This is a genomic window from Mesobacillus maritimus (assembly GCF_044803185.1).
Taxonomy (GTDB): domain Bacteria; phylum Bacillota; class Bacilli; order Bacillales; family Cytobacillaceae; genus Mesobacillus_B; species Mesobacillus_B maritimus_B.
In genome coordinates this window covers 436,624-455,112 of sequence record NZ_CP085225.1, presented here as the reverse complement: position 1 = coordinate 455,112, position 18,489 = coordinate 436,624, and the positions used below count along the sequence as shown (strand labels likewise).

General features: G+C 38.9%; 14 protein-coding genes and 1 pseudogene. 4 read left to right on the top strand and 11 right to left on the bottom strand.

The genetic code is table 11. The features are described 5' to 3' along the window. Positions 1-232 precede the first annotated feature (232 nt). A complete protein-coding gene (locus LG336_RS02250; RefSeq protein ID WP_404330954.1) occupies positions 233-1,036 on the top strand; it encodes a C39 family peptidase in 804 nt (267 codons plus the stop codon). A 143-nt stretch (positions 1,037-1,179) separates the two neighbouring features. Next, positions 1,180-1,533, top strand: coding sequence for a hypothetical protein (locus LG336_RS02245; protein ID WP_404330953.1), 354 nt, complete (start codon positions 1,180-1,182; stop codon positions 1,531-1,533). Positions 1,534-1,540: 7 nt separating this feature from the next. Here the strand turns inward: LG336_RS02245 and LG336_RS02240 are convergent, their stop codons facing one another. The 3 genes from LG336_RS02240 to LG336_RS02230 all read right to left on the bottom strand — a co-directional run bounded on the left by LG336_RS02240 (position 1,541) and on the right by LG336_RS02230 (position 5,100). Continuing rightward, complete coding sequence (locus tag LG336_RS02240; protein ID WP_404330952.1) at positions 1,541-2,653, bottom strand: KamA family radical SAM protein; 1,113 nt, start codon at positions 2,651-2,653, stop codon at positions 1,541-1,543. 206 nt (positions 2,654-2,859) lie between these two features. Next, entirely contained in the window at positions 2,860-4,452 is a 1,593-nt protein-coding gene (locus tag LG336_RS02235) for an aspartate:alanine exchanger family transporter (protein ID WP_404330951.1), read from the bottom strand. 309 nt (positions 4,453-4,761) lie between these two features. Beyond that, complete coding sequence (locus LG336_RS02230; protein WP_404330949.1) at positions 4,762-5,100, bottom strand: nitrous oxide-stimulated promoter family protein; 339 nt, start codon at positions 5,098-5,100, stop codon at positions 4,762-4,764. Positions 5,101-5,809: 709 nt separating this feature from the next. Here LG336_RS02230 and LG336_RS02225 point away from each other — a divergent pair. After that, positions 5,810-6,925, top strand: a complete 1,116-nt coding sequence (locus LG336_RS02225) for a cysteine desulfurase family protein (RefSeq protein ID WP_404330948.1) — start codon at positions 5,810-5,812, stop codon at positions 6,923-6,925. Positions 6,926-7,165: 240 nt separating this feature from the next. Here LG336_RS02225 and LG336_RS02220 read toward each other — a convergent pair whose 3' ends face one another. The 4 genes from LG336_RS02220 to glmS all read right to left on the bottom strand — a co-directional run bounded on the left by LG336_RS02220 (position 7,166) and on the right by glmS (position 12,529). Beyond that, positions 7,166-8,173, bottom strand: coding sequence for an anti-sigma factor (locus LG336_RS02220; RefSeq protein WP_404330947.1), 1,008 nt, complete (start codon positions 8,171-8,173; stop codon positions 7,166-7,168). After that, the gene (locus LG336_RS02215) at positions 8,157-8,702 is read right to left on the bottom strand and encodes a sigma-70 family RNA polymerase sigma factor (RefSeq protein ID WP_404330946.1); all 546 of its coding nucleotides are present in this window, start codon (positions 8,700-8,702) and stop codon (positions 8,157-8,159) included. The genes LG336_RS02220 and LG336_RS02215 overlap by 17 nt, the downstream gene beginning before the upstream one ends. 416 nt (positions 8,703-9,118) lie before the next feature. After that, positions 9,119-10,480: a branched-chain amino acid transport system II carrier protein gene (gene brnQ / locus LG336_RS02210; RefSeq protein WP_404330945.1), complete on the bottom strand. Its 1,362-nt coding sequence runs from the start codon at positions 10,478-10,480 to the stop codon at positions 9,119-9,121. Positions 10,481-10,726: 246 nt separating this feature from the next. Continuing rightward, positions 10,727-12,529: a glutamine--fructose-6-phosphate transaminase (isomerizing) gene (gene glmS / locus LG336_RS02205; protein ID WP_404330944.1), complete on the bottom strand. Its 1,803-nt coding sequence runs from the start codon at positions 12,527-12,529 to the stop codon at positions 10,727-10,729. Between the two features lie 834 nt (positions 12,530-13,363). Between glmS and LG336_RS02200 the strand changes: the two genes are divergently transcribed. Next, on the top strand, positions 13,364-14,518 hold the full coding sequence (locus LG336_RS02200; RefSeq protein ID WP_404330943.1) for a pyridoxal-phosphate-dependent aminotransferase family protein: 1,155 nt from the start codon (positions 13,364-13,366) through the stop codon (positions 14,516-14,518). A 169-nt stretch (positions 14,519-14,687) separates the two neighbouring features. On the opposite strand, the gene LG336_RS02195 is transcribed toward LG336_RS02200, so the two are convergent. The 4 genes and pseudogenes from LG336_RS02195 to LG336_RS02180 all read right to left on the bottom strand — a co-directional run bounded on the left by LG336_RS02195 (position 14,688) and on the right by LG336_RS02180 (position 18,473). Further along, the gene (locus tag LG336_RS02195; protein ID WP_404330942.1) at positions 14,688-16,199 is read right to left on the bottom strand and encodes a sodium:solute symporter family protein; all 1,512 of its coding nucleotides are present in this window, start codon (positions 16,197-16,199) and stop codon (positions 14,688-14,690) included. Position 16,200: 1 nt separating this feature from the next. After that, entirely contained in the window at positions 16,201-16,383 is a 183-nt protein-coding gene (locus LG336_RS02190) for a hypothetical protein (RefSeq protein WP_404330941.1), read from the bottom strand. A gap of 174 nt (positions 16,384-16,557) precedes the next feature. After that, a pseudogene (locus LG336_RS02185) lies at positions 16,558-16,698 on the bottom strand (TipAS antibiotic-recognition domain-containing protein); the annotation flags it as partial. A gap of 89 nt (positions 16,699-16,787) precedes the next feature. Continuing rightward, positions 16,788-18,473: an IS200/IS605 family accessory protein TnpB-related protein gene (locus LG336_RS02180; protein ID WP_404330940.1), complete on the bottom strand. Its 1,686-nt coding sequence runs from the start codon at positions 18,471-18,473 to the stop codon at positions 16,788-16,790. Positions 18,474-18,489 lie beyond the last annotated feature (16 nt).

The following is an 18,489-nucleotide window of genomic DNA, read 5'->3' as shown; positions in this document are numbered from 1 at the left end:
ATTCTTAATACATTTCAAATAAAATTTTAATGATTACAAAAAAATTTTAATAACCAAATTGTGGAGATTGGACAATGGAGTTCCTTTTCCCCTATTTCAATGCAGAATTGGATGCAATAACACAAGGTCCTTTCTAAGGAATAGGTAAAAATAATCCTACACCTCTATAAGGGAGTTGATTGTAGGTATGCGTTTAAAGGCTGTGCCTTTCTTCTCTTTTAGATGGACAAAAATGACACCACTCAAATTGACACTAAGCTTGTTTATGGTAACCGGTTGTGGAACAGATGAAGCAAAACCGCCTGCGAACTCTGCAAATGACAAACAAGAAGCATCTAAAATCCAGATGGAAAACCGCAAGAGCAATAAAGCTTCAGGTCATCAGAGAAACAGCTTGAATAATGAGAGTGCGCCCTTCGGCATTCCGAAAGTGACACAAAAGAAGGAAAACCAAAAGGTACTCATTAACGCTCCCCATATTAAACAAAAGCCTGAATTGGCTAGAGGCTGTGAGGTCACTAGCATGGCGATGCTTTTGAACCATTCAGGGGTGTCTGTTGATAAAATGACCTTAGCCCATAAGGTTAAAAAGGTTCCTTATGAAAAAAACGGGCTTAGAGGAAATTTAAATGATGGTTTTGTGGGCAATATGCGGACCTTTGATCAGCCTGGTATTGGAGTTTACCATGGTCCAATGAAAGATTTAGCTGAGTCTTACCTACCAGGAAAAGTAATTGATTTTACAGGCAAGGAGTTTGACGAAGTTATTGCTCAATTAGACCAAAAGCGTCCTGTCTGGGTGGTTGTTACAAGTACTTATGATGTAGTACCTGAAACCCATTGGGAGACTTGGAAAACAAGCAGCGGCCCGTTAAAAATCACGTTTAAAATGCATTCCGTTTTAGTTACCGGGTACGATAAAGACTATATATATGTAAACGACCCACTTTCAGCAAAAAATCGCAAACTTCCCAGGCAGAAATTTATCGCTGGCTGGGAGCAGATGGGAAACCAAGCCATTACAATAAAAAATTAAAAAACAAAAAATCCAAGCGGGGTTTCTGCTTGGATTTTTTGCGTCTTTTTTCGTTTGTCTACAGAATTACACAGATGATTAAATTATGAAAATTACAAATCTTGTCCATAACTAAAATAAGGTTGCAGAAGGGATGGGTGTAAATGAAAGGCGTTTATTTTATTAACGACCAGATCCAGTTAAATGATTTATCCAAGGAAGAAAGCCTCATGCTACAAAAACAGTCACTGATAAAGGTAATAAAAAATAACGAAATTCAAGTTTTCGCATTAAATCCTTATCAACTTAATAACTACTACACAGTATTACACGCACTTTTATATGATTTAAAATCAGTTGGAGCACAAATGGACTGTTTTGCCTATTACTCACAAACAGTACTAGAGGACTTTATTTATTCTTATCCAGCTCGCTGGCTACTCATTAAAAGCTACTTTGACAAATTGATACCTGTCATAGATGAAGATACAAGTAAGGAGCTGTTGTTTACCGCTTAAGTGGAGGTTAACGGAGTGTTTTCTCCTTTTTACTCCAATACTGTTCATTTTCAGGTAAGTCATCAAACCAAGCGGCATCTGAGGGACAGTCTAGAATCATGATTTGACCATAATTACCTTCTCTTGATTGATGATATTTTAAATAAGCTTTCCCATTTTCTATCGCAAGGATTTCAATTTTTCCAGAGCTATGACTCATGACCAAGCGCACTCGCTTACCAATGCCAGAGGTTTTTGCCTTCGCTTGCTCGACGACTTTATAAACCTGCTCCAAAGTAAGCACAAACTCGTAATTGCCCGCAACTGGTCTATTGATAAAGAAGTAATAGGGATTTACACCGGCATAGGTTAGCTTATCAAGAAGCTCTGCCAATACTTCTGGATTATCGTTTATTCCTTTTAAAATCGGCGTTTGATTTAAAACAATTGCACCAGCCTGATTGAGTGCGTCAAATGCTTTCTTTGCTTGATGTGTTAGCTCATTAGGATGGTTCACATGTGTCATAATATAAATTCGTTTTTCCGAGTTAGAGTAAGTCCTAATAAGTTCTAAAAGTGCTTCATCTTCATAAATTCTCATTGGGTAATAGGCAGGAAGTTTTGAACCTAAGCGAATGATTTTAACATGTTCTATTTCATTCAATTGTTCAAGAATAGATCGGAGCTTTTTAGTTGAGAGCATTAACGAATCTCCACCTGTTAACAATACATTGGTAACATCTTGATGTTGGCGGATATAGTCAAGACCTGGTTGCGGATTAACCATAGCCTCTTTTTCCTTATGAATAAACAACCTTTTTCTAAAGCAAAAACGGCAGTAGCCTCCACATTCTTCAGAGACAACTAATAATGCGGTCGTCTTATATTTATGCTGACAGCCTGGCACTACATAATTTGTTTCCTCATCACTAGCGTCCCAATGTCCGTACTCAAGAAGTTCTCCTTCATTCGGTATAATGATTTTTCGGATTGGATCATTAGGGTCATCCCAATTAATTAGATTAAGATAGTAGTCATTTGACCGAAACACAAACTGGTCGGTAATCGGTTTAAGGTTTTCCTTTTCTACTGATGACAGCTCAGTGATTTGGTCAACAGAGGTAATGAATGTTGCTTTCATACAGTTCCCTCCCCCTTTTACTATGCCTATTTCCACTATAACACCTTAAATATTCGGAAAAGTGACCGTTCTTTGACAATTTTTGTACTTTTCTGGAAAGAAAGTATGGTATGGAATGATTACAGCACAAGAATATAAAAAAAGGGCCAAGAAAGCGTTTCCTGGCACTTTTTCAACTTATCTACTCTTTAAAATAACGATATTACCTAAAGGAAGAAAATTAGTAACTGCGATGTAATTGCCACAAATATGAGGGCAAAGGGATAGGCTGCTGCATAGGCAATAGCGGGTTCTTCCGATTCTACTAATTGATTCACAGCGCCTAAGCCGGGTGTACTCGTCATTCCTCCGCATAGCGCCCCTAGAGAGTGGATTGTATTCAAGCGGAACCATTTCTTAGCTATAAAATAACCCGCAAGAATAGGTGTTAATGTAATGAGTGAACCTCCAAATACAAGGCCCAGTCCTTCCGCTTTAACCACTTCGACAATACCTTGACCTGCCGTTGTACCGGCACCAGCAAGAAATAAGACTAACCCAATATCACTGACAACTCTTGTTGACGGTTGATAATAGCGTGCACGAATCGGTCCTAGTTTGCCAAAGTGCCCAATGATCAAGGCCACAAATAGCGGTCCACCAGCAACTCCTAAAGTAATTGTCCCTAATCCAGGTAAATGGATAGGAATCATCCCAACGGCAATTCCTATTAACAACACTAAACTTAAAGACAATATATGCACGTTAGTGACAGTTAGGTGTTTTCTACTAAATAGTGCTTCAACCTCTTTTATCCGGTCTTCACTACTAACAATGGTTAATACATCTCCTCGTTCTAGCCTCCATTTGGGATTCTGACTAAACTCAAAACCACCACGTTCAATTCGAGTTACAGTTACTCCATACGCTGATCTTAACCCTAGTTCTTTCAGGTTTTTGCCAATTACCTCTTCTGAATCAACGGTAACCTTCCGTAATTTTACGTGGTCTGAATTATGGAAGTCTATTTCAACCTTTTTCCCAATGTCATGGCAGAGCCTATCTAGCTCTTCCTTCAATCCTACGGCAACAAGTCGATCTCCCTTCAGGATGACTGTATCGTTAAGAGCGATTATGTTACGATCTCGGCGAATAACCCGACTAATAACGATAGAATGATACCGCTCAAAGTGAATTTCCTTAATTGTTTTTTTATTATAGGTTGTATTGGTAACCTCAATAGTCATGACTTCAGGTGACTCTTCATTACGAATAGGACCATTTGCCTCGTTTAAATCCTTATCTAAGTCAACCTTTAACACTCTCGGTAACAACTGAACAAACAACACCACTGCGATGACTCCAAAGGGATAGGCAATTCCATAACCAACAGACGCGAGCGGGTCATTTGTCGCCTGTAGAGCTGCCGCAAGTCCAGGCGTACTCGTTAGAGCCCCAGTCATCAAACCGATACTTAATGCGGGTGAAAAGTGAAATAAATTGGAGACAATAATGGTTACAACTGCTGCAATTAAGACAATCAATAACCCAATGATTCCAAACACAATCCCACTCGTTCGCATCATTCTAAAGAATCTAGGTCCTGCTTGTAATCCAACAGCGACAATAAATAAGCTCAGACCTAATTGCTGAACAGTTCCAGAGATTTGGTAGCCAAAGTGACCAAAAATCATTGCAACTAGTAAGACACCCGAAGAACCTAAACTAAGCCCCTTTATACTCACTTTTCCAAGTACCGATCCTAAAAATAAAATAACAAATAGTAATAATAACTGATCTTCTAATAATGAACTAACCAAAATTCAAAGCCTTCTTCCCTGTTATGTTCTAGGCTCTTTTCTCAAAACAAACTTTGTTGCCTTAGCTGAAATATGTGAGAAAAGAGCATGTAAACTATATTTTAAATCCACAAAAAAGCTTATCTTTCGTTAAAATCGGCTTTAGGTAGTAAAAATCGGCTTTAAGATTTTTACAATTTTAACAACAATTTTTACGAAAACATCTATGTTCTAAACCTATCCCTTATTTTAGGCTTAATGTTGGGTTTAATATGTATCAATTTTGTGACACTTTGAACAAAGGAACAGGGGAATATTAGAATAACTGACTTACTTTCCAATTCGGTGGTTACTGATTAAATGTTTCACTGAATACAAAGGGTGGTAAACCAACATCCATGGACCTGTATAGCGCATGACAGCTTTTATTCTTGTACGGTATTCTGGCTTGTAACAATGAACTGAACAATTTGAACAAGCTCCTTTACCTTCTCCAAATTGACAAAGTGCGAGCCTTTTATTAGCATAGTTCTTTAATTCCATGCAATCCTGACAAAGCTCCTTGCCGCGATGCTTCTTCCGACAATACAACTTAATCATTCTCGAGACAGTATCCTTTTCCTTTTGTATGTTCGGACCGTTATTTCGTTGCCGTATTTGGTTTGTCATGCCGTAAACCTCCTTTAAAGCTAGATTTACTATCCTTGCATAAAAAAGATAACATATGGTCCCCTTTAATATTTAAACCGTATCCAACAAAGTTAGGACAGTTCCCATTATTCATATAAAGCCATCACCTAACATATTAATCAAACGTTTGATTAATTTGCCCTTATTAAAACAAGGCTCAGGTTGTCTCACCCCAAACTTAATTTCAAAAACGCTCAGATATTAAACTTTTTTGAGATTATAAAACCAGTATCGATAAGATTAACTAGCAAACCTTCACTCCATAAGCGTTATTTTATTAAGATAATATCATTGAAAGGGTGTGAACTTTCTGCCATAGTATGTGTTGGAGATTATTCAGTATTAATTATCGTTATGCACGAAATATGTCGGATGAAATTCATTGAAATTTGTAAGCGTTTCCATTTATAATAATAACAGGCGGGTGGCATGCGTGGCCATCATAGTATTCGGCGTAGGTGGGGCCAATACTTCTTTGTGTGTTCTTAGATAAGAAAACTTTATTTATGAACCTAAAGGGACGCAGGAAAGAATTTACTCTTTCATGTGTCCCTTTATTTTTTAGCTAAATCAATATCCAATAGGTAAATACGTATGTAACATACATTTAGAATAATTATCGTATAGAATGATAGAAGAGGCTGTAAAAAAACAAAAGTATAACCAAAGGACAGTGAGGAGTTTGAAAATGGAACAAATATATTTGGATTATAATGCAAGCACACCCATAGCCCCAGAGGTTAAGGCAGTCATGCAACCATATTTAGAAGAGTATTACGGAAATCCTTCTGCCCTTCACTTTGCTGGAGTACAAGGAAAGAAGGCTGTCGAATATGCCAGAGGCCAAGCAGCAGCAATGTTAAACTGTTCCGCACAGGAAGTCATCTTTACAAGCGGTGGAAGTGAATCTAATAATCACGTACTTAAAGGAGTGTTTCAGACCTATAGAGAAAAAGGAAAGCATATTATCACAACCAAAATTGAACATCCAGCCATACTCAATCCATGTAAATATCTTGAGAAGCTTGGAGCTGAAATTACATATGTAGAGGTAGACCAATATGGGAGGGTAAATCCTGAGGATATTGAAAAAGCAATCACGGACCAGACGATTCTGATTACTGTCATGCACGCCAATAACGAGGTTGGTACAATCCAACCTATTGAAGAGATTGGTCGAATTGCTCAAAAACATCATGTATTTTTTCATACAGATGCTTCTCAATCTGCAGGAAAAGTACCCCTCAATGTCGAGCAGCTTCATGTTGATTTCTTAACAATAGCCGGCCATAAGGTATATGCTCCCAAGGGAGTAGGAGCGTTGTACGTGCGGGAAGGAATTGAAATTGAACCTCTTATTCATGGTGCCGGGCATGAGAGTGGACGGCGGGCTGGTACAGAAAATGTCCTTCTGGTGGTTGGGTTAGGTCAGGCCTGTGAATTAGCACAAAAGAATATCGGGGAAAACGAAAGGATTTTGAGGTTAAGAGAGGACTTCTGGCATCAGCTAAAAGAGCTCTCACTGTTTAACGTTTCACTTAATGGCCATCCAGAATTCCGACTACCAAATACTCTCAGTGTAAACTTTGAAAACAGAATTGGTCAGGAAATCCTCACTGCCTTGCCACAAGTTGCCGCATCAACTGGGTCTGCTTGCCACGCTGGCGAAGTATCCTTATCACCCGTTTTAGAAGCAATGGGCGTTAACGAATCTGCTGGCATGGGGGCTATTCGCTTTAGTCTAGGAAGATACACAACAAAACAGGAAATTGATGAGGTTGTAAAGTTACTAGATCAGCTATGAATGATGAATAAAGGAGACCACTTAATGGCTCTCCTTTGTTTGATATTAGGTCTTTTAGCTTCTCATGGACATTTTTCTTGTTATCTTACCTAGGTTTTGTCCTTGAGCGGGCTTCTCATGGACACTTTTCCTGCTTTCTTACTAGATTTTTTCCTTGAGCGGACTTCTCATGGACATTTTTCCTGCTTTCTTACTAGGTTTTGTCCTTAAATCTTTACGAATACAGCCTTTGATTACAATTCATTCTTCTTCCCAGTTCCAATAATCCATTTCCCCAAGTTGGGCTCCTCTTATTTCTTCTACTTCTTGAAGCTTTAATAGCTCCTTTACTGGACCAGTTACGACCGCACCATATACGGTAAACTCATTGTCCTTTAAATAAAGGTAACGCTCTTCAAGCTTGTGTAGCCCTAAAAAGGTTTCAATGTAACTTTTAGACTCTTCTTCAAGTAAGTTCTTCATATTAGCGAGCATCATTTTTTTACTATCAGCAAGAAGTTCTGTATTTAGATACTGAATTTTCCCTTCAGACATATAATCATCACTAATTTCTCGGCCGCCAGATAATCCAAAGATATAATGAATCGATAAATCGCTACCGCCACCTCCATAACTGCTCGGCTCGAACTCTTTAAACTCCCCCGTATAAAGCGGGGCCCACAAAAGGTCAACATCATAGGGTGCTAACAGTTCAAGCAGCTCTTCCGGTGACATAAATCCAGAGGTAGAAAAGCTCAGTTCTGCTACTGTTCCTTCGTGTATCTTCTCCAATAGCTTCCAAACACGATCGTTATCTTCTGCTCCTAAGCTTTCACCTGTTTTAGGATGTTCAGGTAAGAAAAATCGATAGTTATTATCTTGATTGTTTTGGTAAAAATCCACACTAGATCTCGAAAACATATTCAAAAATGTTTTCTTTATCTCCATTTCACCAACAACTTTAGGCTCCTTTCCAACCATACGCGAGACAGGGAAGGATATTTTTTGAGTTAAAAAGGGGGTAATCTCACTCTGGGTAACCTCCCCAAACTCCTCGTACAAATTTGGCGTAGTCCAATCCATCGCTAGTTTACTATAAAAAGCGTGTTTTTTATCAAGATGAAGCGCATCATAGCTGATGGTTACAACAAGCATATAGACCCAAAAGAGAAATAGACAAGCAAGCAATACCCTGATGACTCTTACCGTTAACGTGAAACGATATTTGAACAAGATCTTTTTTTCTTTTTCTTTATTCCATTCCGCCATTGTCATTCCTCCATCCTTTCTTTTCAGCTAACTGTGATAACCTTTTCCTAGCTCGGTGCAACGTCACCTTGACTTGACTTTCTGTCATATCAAGTGCGTGTTGAATTTCCAGATAACTAAAGGATTCGTATTCTCGCAAATACAATAAGGTTCGATATTGTTCTGGCAAATAATCCAAAAGGTCTTTCAAGTCTTCTTTTGTTTCTTCCTCAATCGCCTCTTGCTCAGGCAATCCATATGGGCTAATCATGTCGTCTCTCGAGAAAAAATAATCAGCAAATGGCACCCATTTCCTTTTTTGGCGCCGTCTCCACTCATCCAAATAGGCATTTCTAGCAACCTTAAACAGCCAGGCGCGTGCCTCCTCCTGTTGATAATAAGGCAAAGAAACGGTTGCCCTCACAAAGGTCTCCTGGGTTAAGTCCTCTGCTACATGAGGGGAACCGGACATTTTTAGTAGAAAATAATAAAGAGGTTTTGCATATTTTCGATATAGATCCTCCAGGCTGTCATTATGTCCATAATCCATTCTTCTGCCCCTTTTTACAAGGCTCTTTTCTCAAACTTTGTTGCTCTTGGATCAAAATAGGTTGGATTTAAATTTGTTTCACTACAAATTTGCGGTTAATAATGAGAAAAGAGCGTGAAAACTTTATATAACGTACGAAATAGCTTATCTTGCGTTAAAATCGGCTTTAGGTAGTAAAAATCGGTTTTATGATTTTACAATTTTAACAACAATCTTTACGAAAATGGCCCTTTTACAAAGTCACCAAAGATAACGAAATAAAGCTTTATATGTTACAGTAGTTCCTGATTTTTTTAAAAATAAAAAATGAGCCAATATTGATTCCCATCTATCCTAGCATAGAATGAAGAAGGAAAACTTCACACTATGGTAGCAGAAAGATAATCAATTGGCTCATTTTAATTTTAGTATCGAGATTATGCTTTTACAGTTGAAAGATTTGCCACTCGCGAGATTAAGGTAGATAAGATAATTGCAATCAATGCAGGAATCAGCCATCCAAGTCCTTGGTTATAGAATGGTAGGATTTGTTCATAGACACTAATCAAGGAAACCATCCAGTTAAAATATTCAATCCCTAGGGAGTCACAAAGCGTCTTTAAACCATCGAAAAGACTAATGATAAATGTAACTGCAATGGTCGAAGCATACACAATGCGAGCATGGTTGAACACTGGTGATAAAAAGGCTAAAAGCATAATGACAATCGCAAGTGGATAAAGGAACATCAGAACAGGAATTGAAAAGGCAATGATGTTTGCTAATCCAAAGTTAGCAATCACAAAGGTCACACTTGTAAAGAAGATGACTAGTGTTTTATAGCTAAACTTGGGAAGCAATGTATGAAAATATTCGGCACAAGCAATCGTTAGGCCAATTGCTGTTGTTAAGCATGCCAAGATGATCATCAATGCTAAGAAGATTGAACCGATTGTTCCGAAGTAATAGGAAACAGCACTGCTTAATACCGGTCCGCCTGTCGCCGCAATCCCAATCACTTCTACACTTGTTGCGCCTAAATAGGCAATTCCTACATAGATCGCTCCTAGCAATGATATTGCAACTGCCCCTGACTTCGCAGTCGATACAAGGATTCCTTTGGTTGAAGTAACCCCCATCCCTCGAATCGCTTTAATGACAATAATCCCAAACACAAGAGAGGCTAATGCGTCCATTGTGTTATATCCCTCAAGAAAGCCTTTAACAAAAGCACCACTCTGGTAACCCTCTTGCGGAGCTTGAATTGCCCCCATTGGATTAATGACAACAATAATTAAAAGAATAGCGACTAGCCCGACAAGCCCTGGAGCTAAAACTTTACCAACATTATCAACAATTTTAGCAGGGTTCAATGAAAATAAGAGCGTGACACCAAAGAATATAAGGGTGAAAACGATCAGTGCCACTTGTTGCGAACCCTCACTTATAAATGGAGAGATCCCCACCTCATAGGCAACTGTCCCCGTACGAGGAGCAGCAAAGAAAGGCCCTATTGTTAGATAAAGCAGGGAGGTGAAAAAGATTCCGTAAATAGGATGGACCCTACTAGAAAGCTCTTGTAGATCACGACTCCCAGAAAAGCTCATCGCTAATATCCCCAGCAATGGCAAGCCAACTCCTGTAATTAAAAACCCTGTTATAGCTGGCCACAAATTCGCACCTGCATTTTGACCTAATTGTGCCGGGAAGATGAGATTACCAGCGCCAAAAAATAAAGCAAATAGCATGACTCCAATCGTTGCATAGGCTGAAAAGGATAACTTTTTTTCATCATTCATTATTTGTTCCCCCATATGTTACAGCAATTTATCCCTTTTTTTAAATTGCTAGAATATTTTTTCAATATAATAACGATTTAATTATCATAATACTTTATGAAATAAAATGCAACAGGAATCGACAAAAAAATCACTTGGGAAAACTTTCAATAAATATTCATTCATTTGCAAAAAAAATCCGAAGGCTTGAATCTGCTCTCAGATTCACCTTCGGATTTAAGTTTTAGATATAGCTCAATCTACTCCTTACTCAACTGTAACCGATTTTGCCAAGTTTCTTGGCTTATCAACGTCACAATCACGGTGCAGTGCCGCATAGTAAGAAATCAACTGCATTGGTATAACAGAGATAAGGGGTGTTAATAGCTCATGCACTTCTGGAATGACGAAGCGATCATCTTCCATGTTCAAACCATCCATCGAAATGATGCATGGGTTTGCCCCACGGGCTACCACTTCTTTTACATTTCCGCGAATGCTTAAGTTTACAAATTTCTGGGTTGCAAGTGCTACCACAGGTGTTCCTTCTTCAATCAAAGCAATTGTTCCATGCTTTAGCTCTCCACCAGCAAAACCTTCTGCCTGGATGTAAGAGATTTCTTTTAACTTCAAGGCACCTTCAAGGCCTACATAGAAATCAATTCCACGACCAATAAAGAAGCAGTTACGCGTAGTAGATAGATACTCACGAGCAATCATTTCAAACTCTTCTTTAGAGTCACGGAGTACTTCCATTGCATTCGCAACAATACCAAGCTCCTGTACAAGGTTAAATGATACCTCCATGCCACGGCTTTTTGCTGTAACTTCAGCTAAAATAGCTAAAACAGCAAGCTGAGCTGTATAAGCCTTTGTTGAAGCAACGGCGATTTCAGGACCAGCATAAAGAAGCATCGTATGGTCGGCTTCACGAGATAATGTGGAACCAGGGACATTAGTAATCGTTAGGGATTTATGCCCCATTTCTTTGACTTGAACAAGAACTTGACGGCTGTCCGCAGTTTCCCCACTTTGAGAAATAAAGATAAACAATGGCTTTTTAGATAAAAGTGGCATATTGTAGCCAAATTCACTAGAGATATGCACTTCTACTGGGATTTGAGCTAGCCTTTCAATAAACTGCTTCCCAACAAGCCCTGCATGATAAGAGGTTCCGGCAGCGATAATGTAAATACGGTCAGCTTCATTCATTGCTGAGACAATATCTGAATCAATCTCAAGCTCACCATTTGCATCCTGATAGTTTTGGATGATTTTACGCATAACTGCTGGCTGCTCATCAATTTCCTTCAGCATATAGTGCGGGTATGTTCCCTTTTCGATATCACTTGCATCAAGTTCAGCAGTATATGGTTCGCGCTTGATGACTTCACCCTCAAGATTTTGAATGGTAACTTCATCTTTCCTGACGATAACCATTTCTTTATCCATTAATTCAACATACTTATCCGTAACTTGTAGCATTGCCATCGCATCACTAGCCACTACGTTGAAGCCAAAGCCAAGTCCGACAAGAAGTGGGCTTTTATTTTTCGCTACATAAATAGTTTCTTTATCTTGTTCATCGATAAGAGCAAGTGCATAAGAACCATGTAAAAGTGTCAACGTTTTGCGAAACGCTTCTTCTACCGTTAATCCATCGTTTGCAAACAGTTCAACTAACTGTACGATGACTTCTGTATCGGTTTCACTTTTTAATTCCACATTTTGCAAATACTCACGCTTAAGGATGTCATAATTTTCAATTACACCATTATGAACAAGCGTAAATCTTTCAGAAGCACTTTGGTGTGGATGTGAGTTTGTCTTGCTTGGTACCCCGTGGGTTGCCCAGCGTGTATGTCCAATTCCAGTCTGTGCCTCTACACTAGGATCTACTGCTTCTCGCAAGTCCGCAATACGGCCTTTTTCTTTAAAGACTTGAACACCATTATTATTGATTACCGCGATACCTGCAGAATCATAGCCCCGATATTCAAGTTTTTCTAACCCTTTTAATAAAATTTCTTTTGAATCGTTATATCCAATATATCCAACAATACCACACATAAACTTCGTTCCTCCCTGATGGATAGGGGGCAAGAAGCCTCGGGGGCTCTTTGCCCCCTTATCTCTGTAAAATGGGTGGTTGGCACGTATCCAACCTATCTAATTGCTAGCATTCCCTACTCTTTGTGCATTAAGTTGCCTTAATGTTTTAAAGCAGGAATTGCGGCTGTGCTCTTCAGCCGGGAGGCATCCGCCGAAAACTCGATAAACCTCCACCTCGTCAACTAACTCTCTTTCCGAACAGAATTAGTCCTGGCGCTTTAAGTTGAACCTAATTTCCCTACCCACCTTTCCCTGCAAAATAATGTAAAACAGAGTTATCATACATGAGGAAAAGCAATCCGTCAACAGCTTTGCAACAGTTATCCCCACACTTAATCATATGCTTCGGCGATTCAGTTTGTTCAGTAATAAGGTATGGGCACACCATAAGATTGTGCTTTGGAAATTTTGAACAATCGTGAACCAATTAATCACCCACTTAGCTTCTTTATAAAAGTCTGTTTTCGTAAAGTTTGTTGTTAAAATTGTAAAAATCTTAAAACCGATTTTTACTACCTAAAGCCGATTTTAACGCAAGGCAATGGATTTTGTACGGTATAGTAAGTTTGCAAGCTCTTTCCTCATAATAAAAAGCTATTTGCAGTGAAACAAAGCTTTATCCATCCTATTTTGTATCCACAAGCAACAAAGTTTGAGAAAAGAGCCTTATAAAAAAAACAACGAATAATGTAAAAAAGTTGATAAAAGTATTTGAGATTTAATGGAATCTTTTATGTAAAATAGAAGATAGAATGGAAAATTATATCAATAATAGATTAGGGGATGGTTGGATTGCGTAACGAGGAAATGCTACTTATACCAGGACCAACACCGGTAGTAGATTCGATTTATGATGCTTTAGGTCAAGAAACTAGAAGCCATACTGATGCACGATTTGCTGCTATTTACCGTAATGCTATTGAAAAAACAAAGGCAATGTTTAAAACGGATGGTGAAGTGTTTGTAATTTCCGGCTCAGGAACGCTCTCCATGGAGATGGCTCTTCTAAACACCGTTGCCGTTGGTGAAAAGATTCTAGTCATCAGCCAAGGCTTTTTTGGAGATCGGTTTATAAAGCTAAGTGAAGCGTTTGGACTCCAAGTGGAAGTCATCCATTCTGAATGGGGTAAACAGGTCAACCCTATTGAAGTAGAGGAAAAACTTGCTCAAGGGCAATTTAAAGCGGTTACCATTACACATGCTGATACATCAACAGGAGTTGCCGCTGATTTAGAAACATTAGTACCTATTATAAAAAAGCACGGCGCACTTGTTATTCTTGATGGAGTCTGTGCAACAGCAGCAATGGAAGAAAACATGAGCAAAACCTATGGCAGCGAGGATGCCAAGATTGATGTTATTTTAACAGGCTCTCAAAAAGCAATTGGCGTACCTCCTGGCCTTGCCATTGTTGCTTTCAACCAAACCGCCTTAGCGGCACGAAAACAACTAGAGCGTATCCCAGCTTATTATAGTGATATTTATAATTGGATTCCAATCATGCATGACCCACAAAAATACTTTGCGACACCACCTGTAAATCTCATCTATGCCTACGATGAAGGAATGCGGATAGTTCTTGAGGAGGGAATGGAAAACCGCTATAAGCGTCATACTGCATATGGAAAAGCTGTACGAGCAGCACTTACTGTCTATGGTATGAATGCTTTAGCAGAGGAGAATGCTGCCGCTGCAACATTAAGCTGCATTCTATATCCCGAGGGACTTGACGACGTTGCTTTCCGTGCTGCCCTCGCCCAGAAAGGTCTGATTGTCGCTGGAGCATTGGCCCATTTAGCAGGCAAAGCCTTCCGCATTGGACATATGGGAAATACAACCGAAGAGATGCTAGAAAAAGCAGTAGTTCTTATAGGTGAAACCCTAATTGAGTTAGGAAACACAGTAGAAATCGAAAAGGCGGTTGAGAAATTTAAAGAAATCGCTTAGACTCTTTATGAAATAGTTTTTCAGATGGCTTTAAAAACGGACTTATTGTTCGTCATGACTATAAAAAAACAGAACGGCAATCCCATCAAAATGTGGATTGCCGTTTCTTTTTTATGTAACAAAGCGTTGTTCAATTTAAAGCTTCCAATATCTTTTTCAGGGAAGCCTACTATCCTTTATTTGCCGTTTCACCCTTTGATTTATTGGAGGACTTAAGCTTTCGTTTCAGCTCGCTATTAATATAGGTCAAAAATTCTTCTGCCTTTTCTGCTGGTGGTTTTGTCACTAAACTTACCCCAACAAACAAAAGGGTAGATAGCAATAATCCCCAAACACCAGAGCCGATACCATAAGGCTTAATCATAAACAGTTCTAGGATAAGGACTAAAAGCCCGCTTACTGTTACACTGGTGATGACACCTGCGGCTGTTCCCTTTTTCCAAAAGAATGTTCCGATTATCGCTGGTACTGTCACGGTCAAACCTGCAGACGAAGCCACCGATAACACGGCTATTAAATCTAATTGCAGTTCAGCAAAAGCAAAGGCCATGATAGCAATAATTGGCATGACTAATTTTCCTATTGCTAACTGACGTCTCTCGCTCACATTTTGTTTTATATTCCCGTAAACATCTCTTGCGAAGAGCGATGCAAGTGTCAGCATAATAGAGTCAATCGTAGAAATTGCTGCTGCAATAATCGCAATCATAACGATAATTCCTAAAACCGGGGGAACGAACTCCGAAGATAATAACCTTGGAGTAGCCACATCCGGATTTTCAAGCCCAGGAAACATGATGATTGCTGAGAATCCCCATAAAACTGAAACCAAGGTGTAGACAAGTCCAAACCCTAAGAATCCTAATAGCATTCCTCTTAAGCTTTTTAAGGAGGATGGCATAAACATCCTTTGGCTTACTTGTGGGTTGGAAAGGCTAAAGAACAACCATGGAACCGTCATGGATAAAAACGTAGCAAAACTCCAAAATCCATTCCCAGGCACCGTCAAAGACTCTGGATAGTTTGCCTCCAAAGAACCAAAAAAGCTACTAAATCCACCCAAACCTTGAATAATCAATAATACAACGATAGTAGAAGCTACAATCATCATTAAAGCCTGTAAGGAATCTGTCCACATAACAGAGCGGATTCCAGCGATAAATGAAAATACAATGGCTAATACAGTGGCTATGATGACGCCCGTCGTGAAAGAAATTCTACCGTTTGTCATCCCCTCAACCAGGTAACCTACCCCTGCTAATTGAACAGCACTATAAGGAATAAGAAAAATACAAGTTGATATCGCAATAACAACCGAGACCATTTTATTATCGTAGCGGTCACCCAACATTTCAGTGGGTGTTACATAACCATATTTATTCCCTGCTAACCAGAATCTTGGGCCAAAAAAAGCAACTAGGGTTACTCCCGCAAAATAAATAATTTCGAAGCCTAATGCTCCTACTCCGCCTCGATAAGTTAACCCAGCTAACCCCACCATCATAAAAGCACTATAGGTGGTCGCACTATAACTTAAGGCGGAAACAAAACCATTCATTTTTCGGTTCCCGAGGAAATAGCCTGACATACTGACTTCCTGTCCACTCCGAGACAAATAGGCGATATATAAGGATGCAACCGTATAGATACTGATCCCCCACCAAATTAAACTATTACTCAAATTATGACCCCCAGTCTTTTGTGATCATGAGGTTAATGATGATGATCACACAGGCAACACCAATCCAAAGCAGAAAGCTCCCATACCAGTTTGCCATGTTTGTCAGAAATGTATAGGGAATAATATAAGCAAGTATGATAATGACACAACTTATAACTCCCCAAAAGACCTCCCGTTTTCCCATTCAAACCCTCCTACCCTATTCATTATCCATATCCTTTAGTTCTTCCAAGATATGCTTATTTTAATTGTACCTAATGAATTTATCAAAACTTACTTTATTTTACTAAAAAAAAAATTCCTACCAACTAGGTTTGGTAGTATTCCCCAAATCACTAACTAGTAGGAGTATTTCCATTCACTTTGTATAAATAAGAATAGCATCTCGTAGGAACTCTGCTGTTCCGGGTTGCTCTTTGTCATAATAGGCCGTAAAGCGTTCGTCAGCCACATACATTTGTGCCAGTCCGGCATGCGCTTCCTTGCTGTACTCTTTCCATTGAACTACTCGGTACTAAAGTGCCAAGATTCTGAAGAACAGAACGCCTTACGGCGTACCTAAACCCGTTCAACTAGGTCTAGGATTTCCTACTTATTTAACTTCGACAACGCTTTTGTTTCATCATCTGTCAAAGCACAACAAAACAAGAGTCCAGTTTCCCGGAACTGCCTTCTGTCAAAAAGTTCTGATTGGTAATAGTTTTTGGTTCTAATACTTTTCAGGAGCGTCGAAACTTTTCCCCATTGCGCCCAGTGATGTAGACTTGTTATCTTCTCTGGTAACAAGGAATGCAAAACTGGTGGGAGTTTCTCTTTATATCCCATTGCTCTACGAGCAATGACATAAGAAGCTGCTTCGTGAATACTGATACCGAAACGCTTCATATATTTCATTTTACCGATTTGTGATGTATAAGCGGGGTTAATATCAAACACCGCAACACCCATCTTTTCAGCTCGACTTTTGGTAGCTAATATTAATTTTTCGTAAGCGAACATGGACATTTTCCTGTTCGCTTTTTTGTTGCCATATGCACCAGACACTTTTGATTTAGTAGTATCCAGCTTTTCTAAGGAAATAGGCTTTTTACAACGAACTGCAATATCAACTAAAACAATAGCTTCAGTCTCAATAAGCTTAGTAATTTGGCCACTTGTTTTCCCTTCTAAAGAGAAGTTGAGTGTACCTGATTTAGTGAGTTGGCCAATTGAATTTACATTGCTCCAAGCAATATGGTCCACGTTTAAATCAACACCTATCATACCGGCGCTTTTACTGAAATTTTTAATTTCATTTTCAGGTACATCTACGATGCACTTGAAAATATAATAATCTCCATGGTCCTCAATTGACCATGAGATAGCCTTACCATAATTTTTCTTATCTTTGGTTGATAACTGCGTATCAACAGCGTCGTTCACTTTTTCTTGTCCATAAGGAAACACAAGCCCTTCAATGTTCACACGAACACCGTTCGGTGTTTGAAAGGACAGGCTATTCGTATTTGTACCATATATAAAAACGAAGTTACCGTTCGCGGAGTCTTTTCGACCACTTATGAGCATTTGATTGTATCGAGCCTGCTCGAATTTACGCTTCCAGAGCGAGTGGTTGGTTTTATATTGTTCGAGTGTATGTTGACCTTTAAACAGCTTCTTTCCTCCAAACACCACACTTTTGATGTTCTTTTCTAAAGAAGCGAGCAACTTTTCTAGTCTATCTAAACGGAAATTTAATCTACCTAAACGAGACTTCAAGAAGGCAATTTCCTTATCAAGATATTCGTGTTCAAATTGGTATTCGTGATAGTAAATATCCGTTTTCTTTTTAAATTGAACAACGAAAAAGCTCCCTTTTCGCTGTTCGCGGGAAGTCTTATTGAATTTAGGTTTCCCTTGCACAAAGGAGTTTTTGATTTTATTCAATGTCGTCAAACGACTTTTAGTTGTTTTAATCTTCTTTTTAACAGACTTTATTTGTTCTGTTCTGTTCGAAACGTTAAGATTTTTCAATTCTTGTTGTGAAGACATAAGTGCATTCGCTTCTTGAACCGCGCTATTTGCATAGTAATCTTTTAAGTTGTATTTCGATTTCACTGTTTTATGCATGCTTTCAGAGCGAAAGCTCTGACCGGAACGTTTTTCTTTTACTTGAAGTTGGAAGCAAAAATGCTTCGCTTGATTGAACACTAAAAGAGCATGTGAAATGGCTTCAACATACTTTTCGGTTAATGAGTGTTTGTAAATTCGATTAGAAAAGTATACTTTCTTCATTCCACATGCTCCTTTC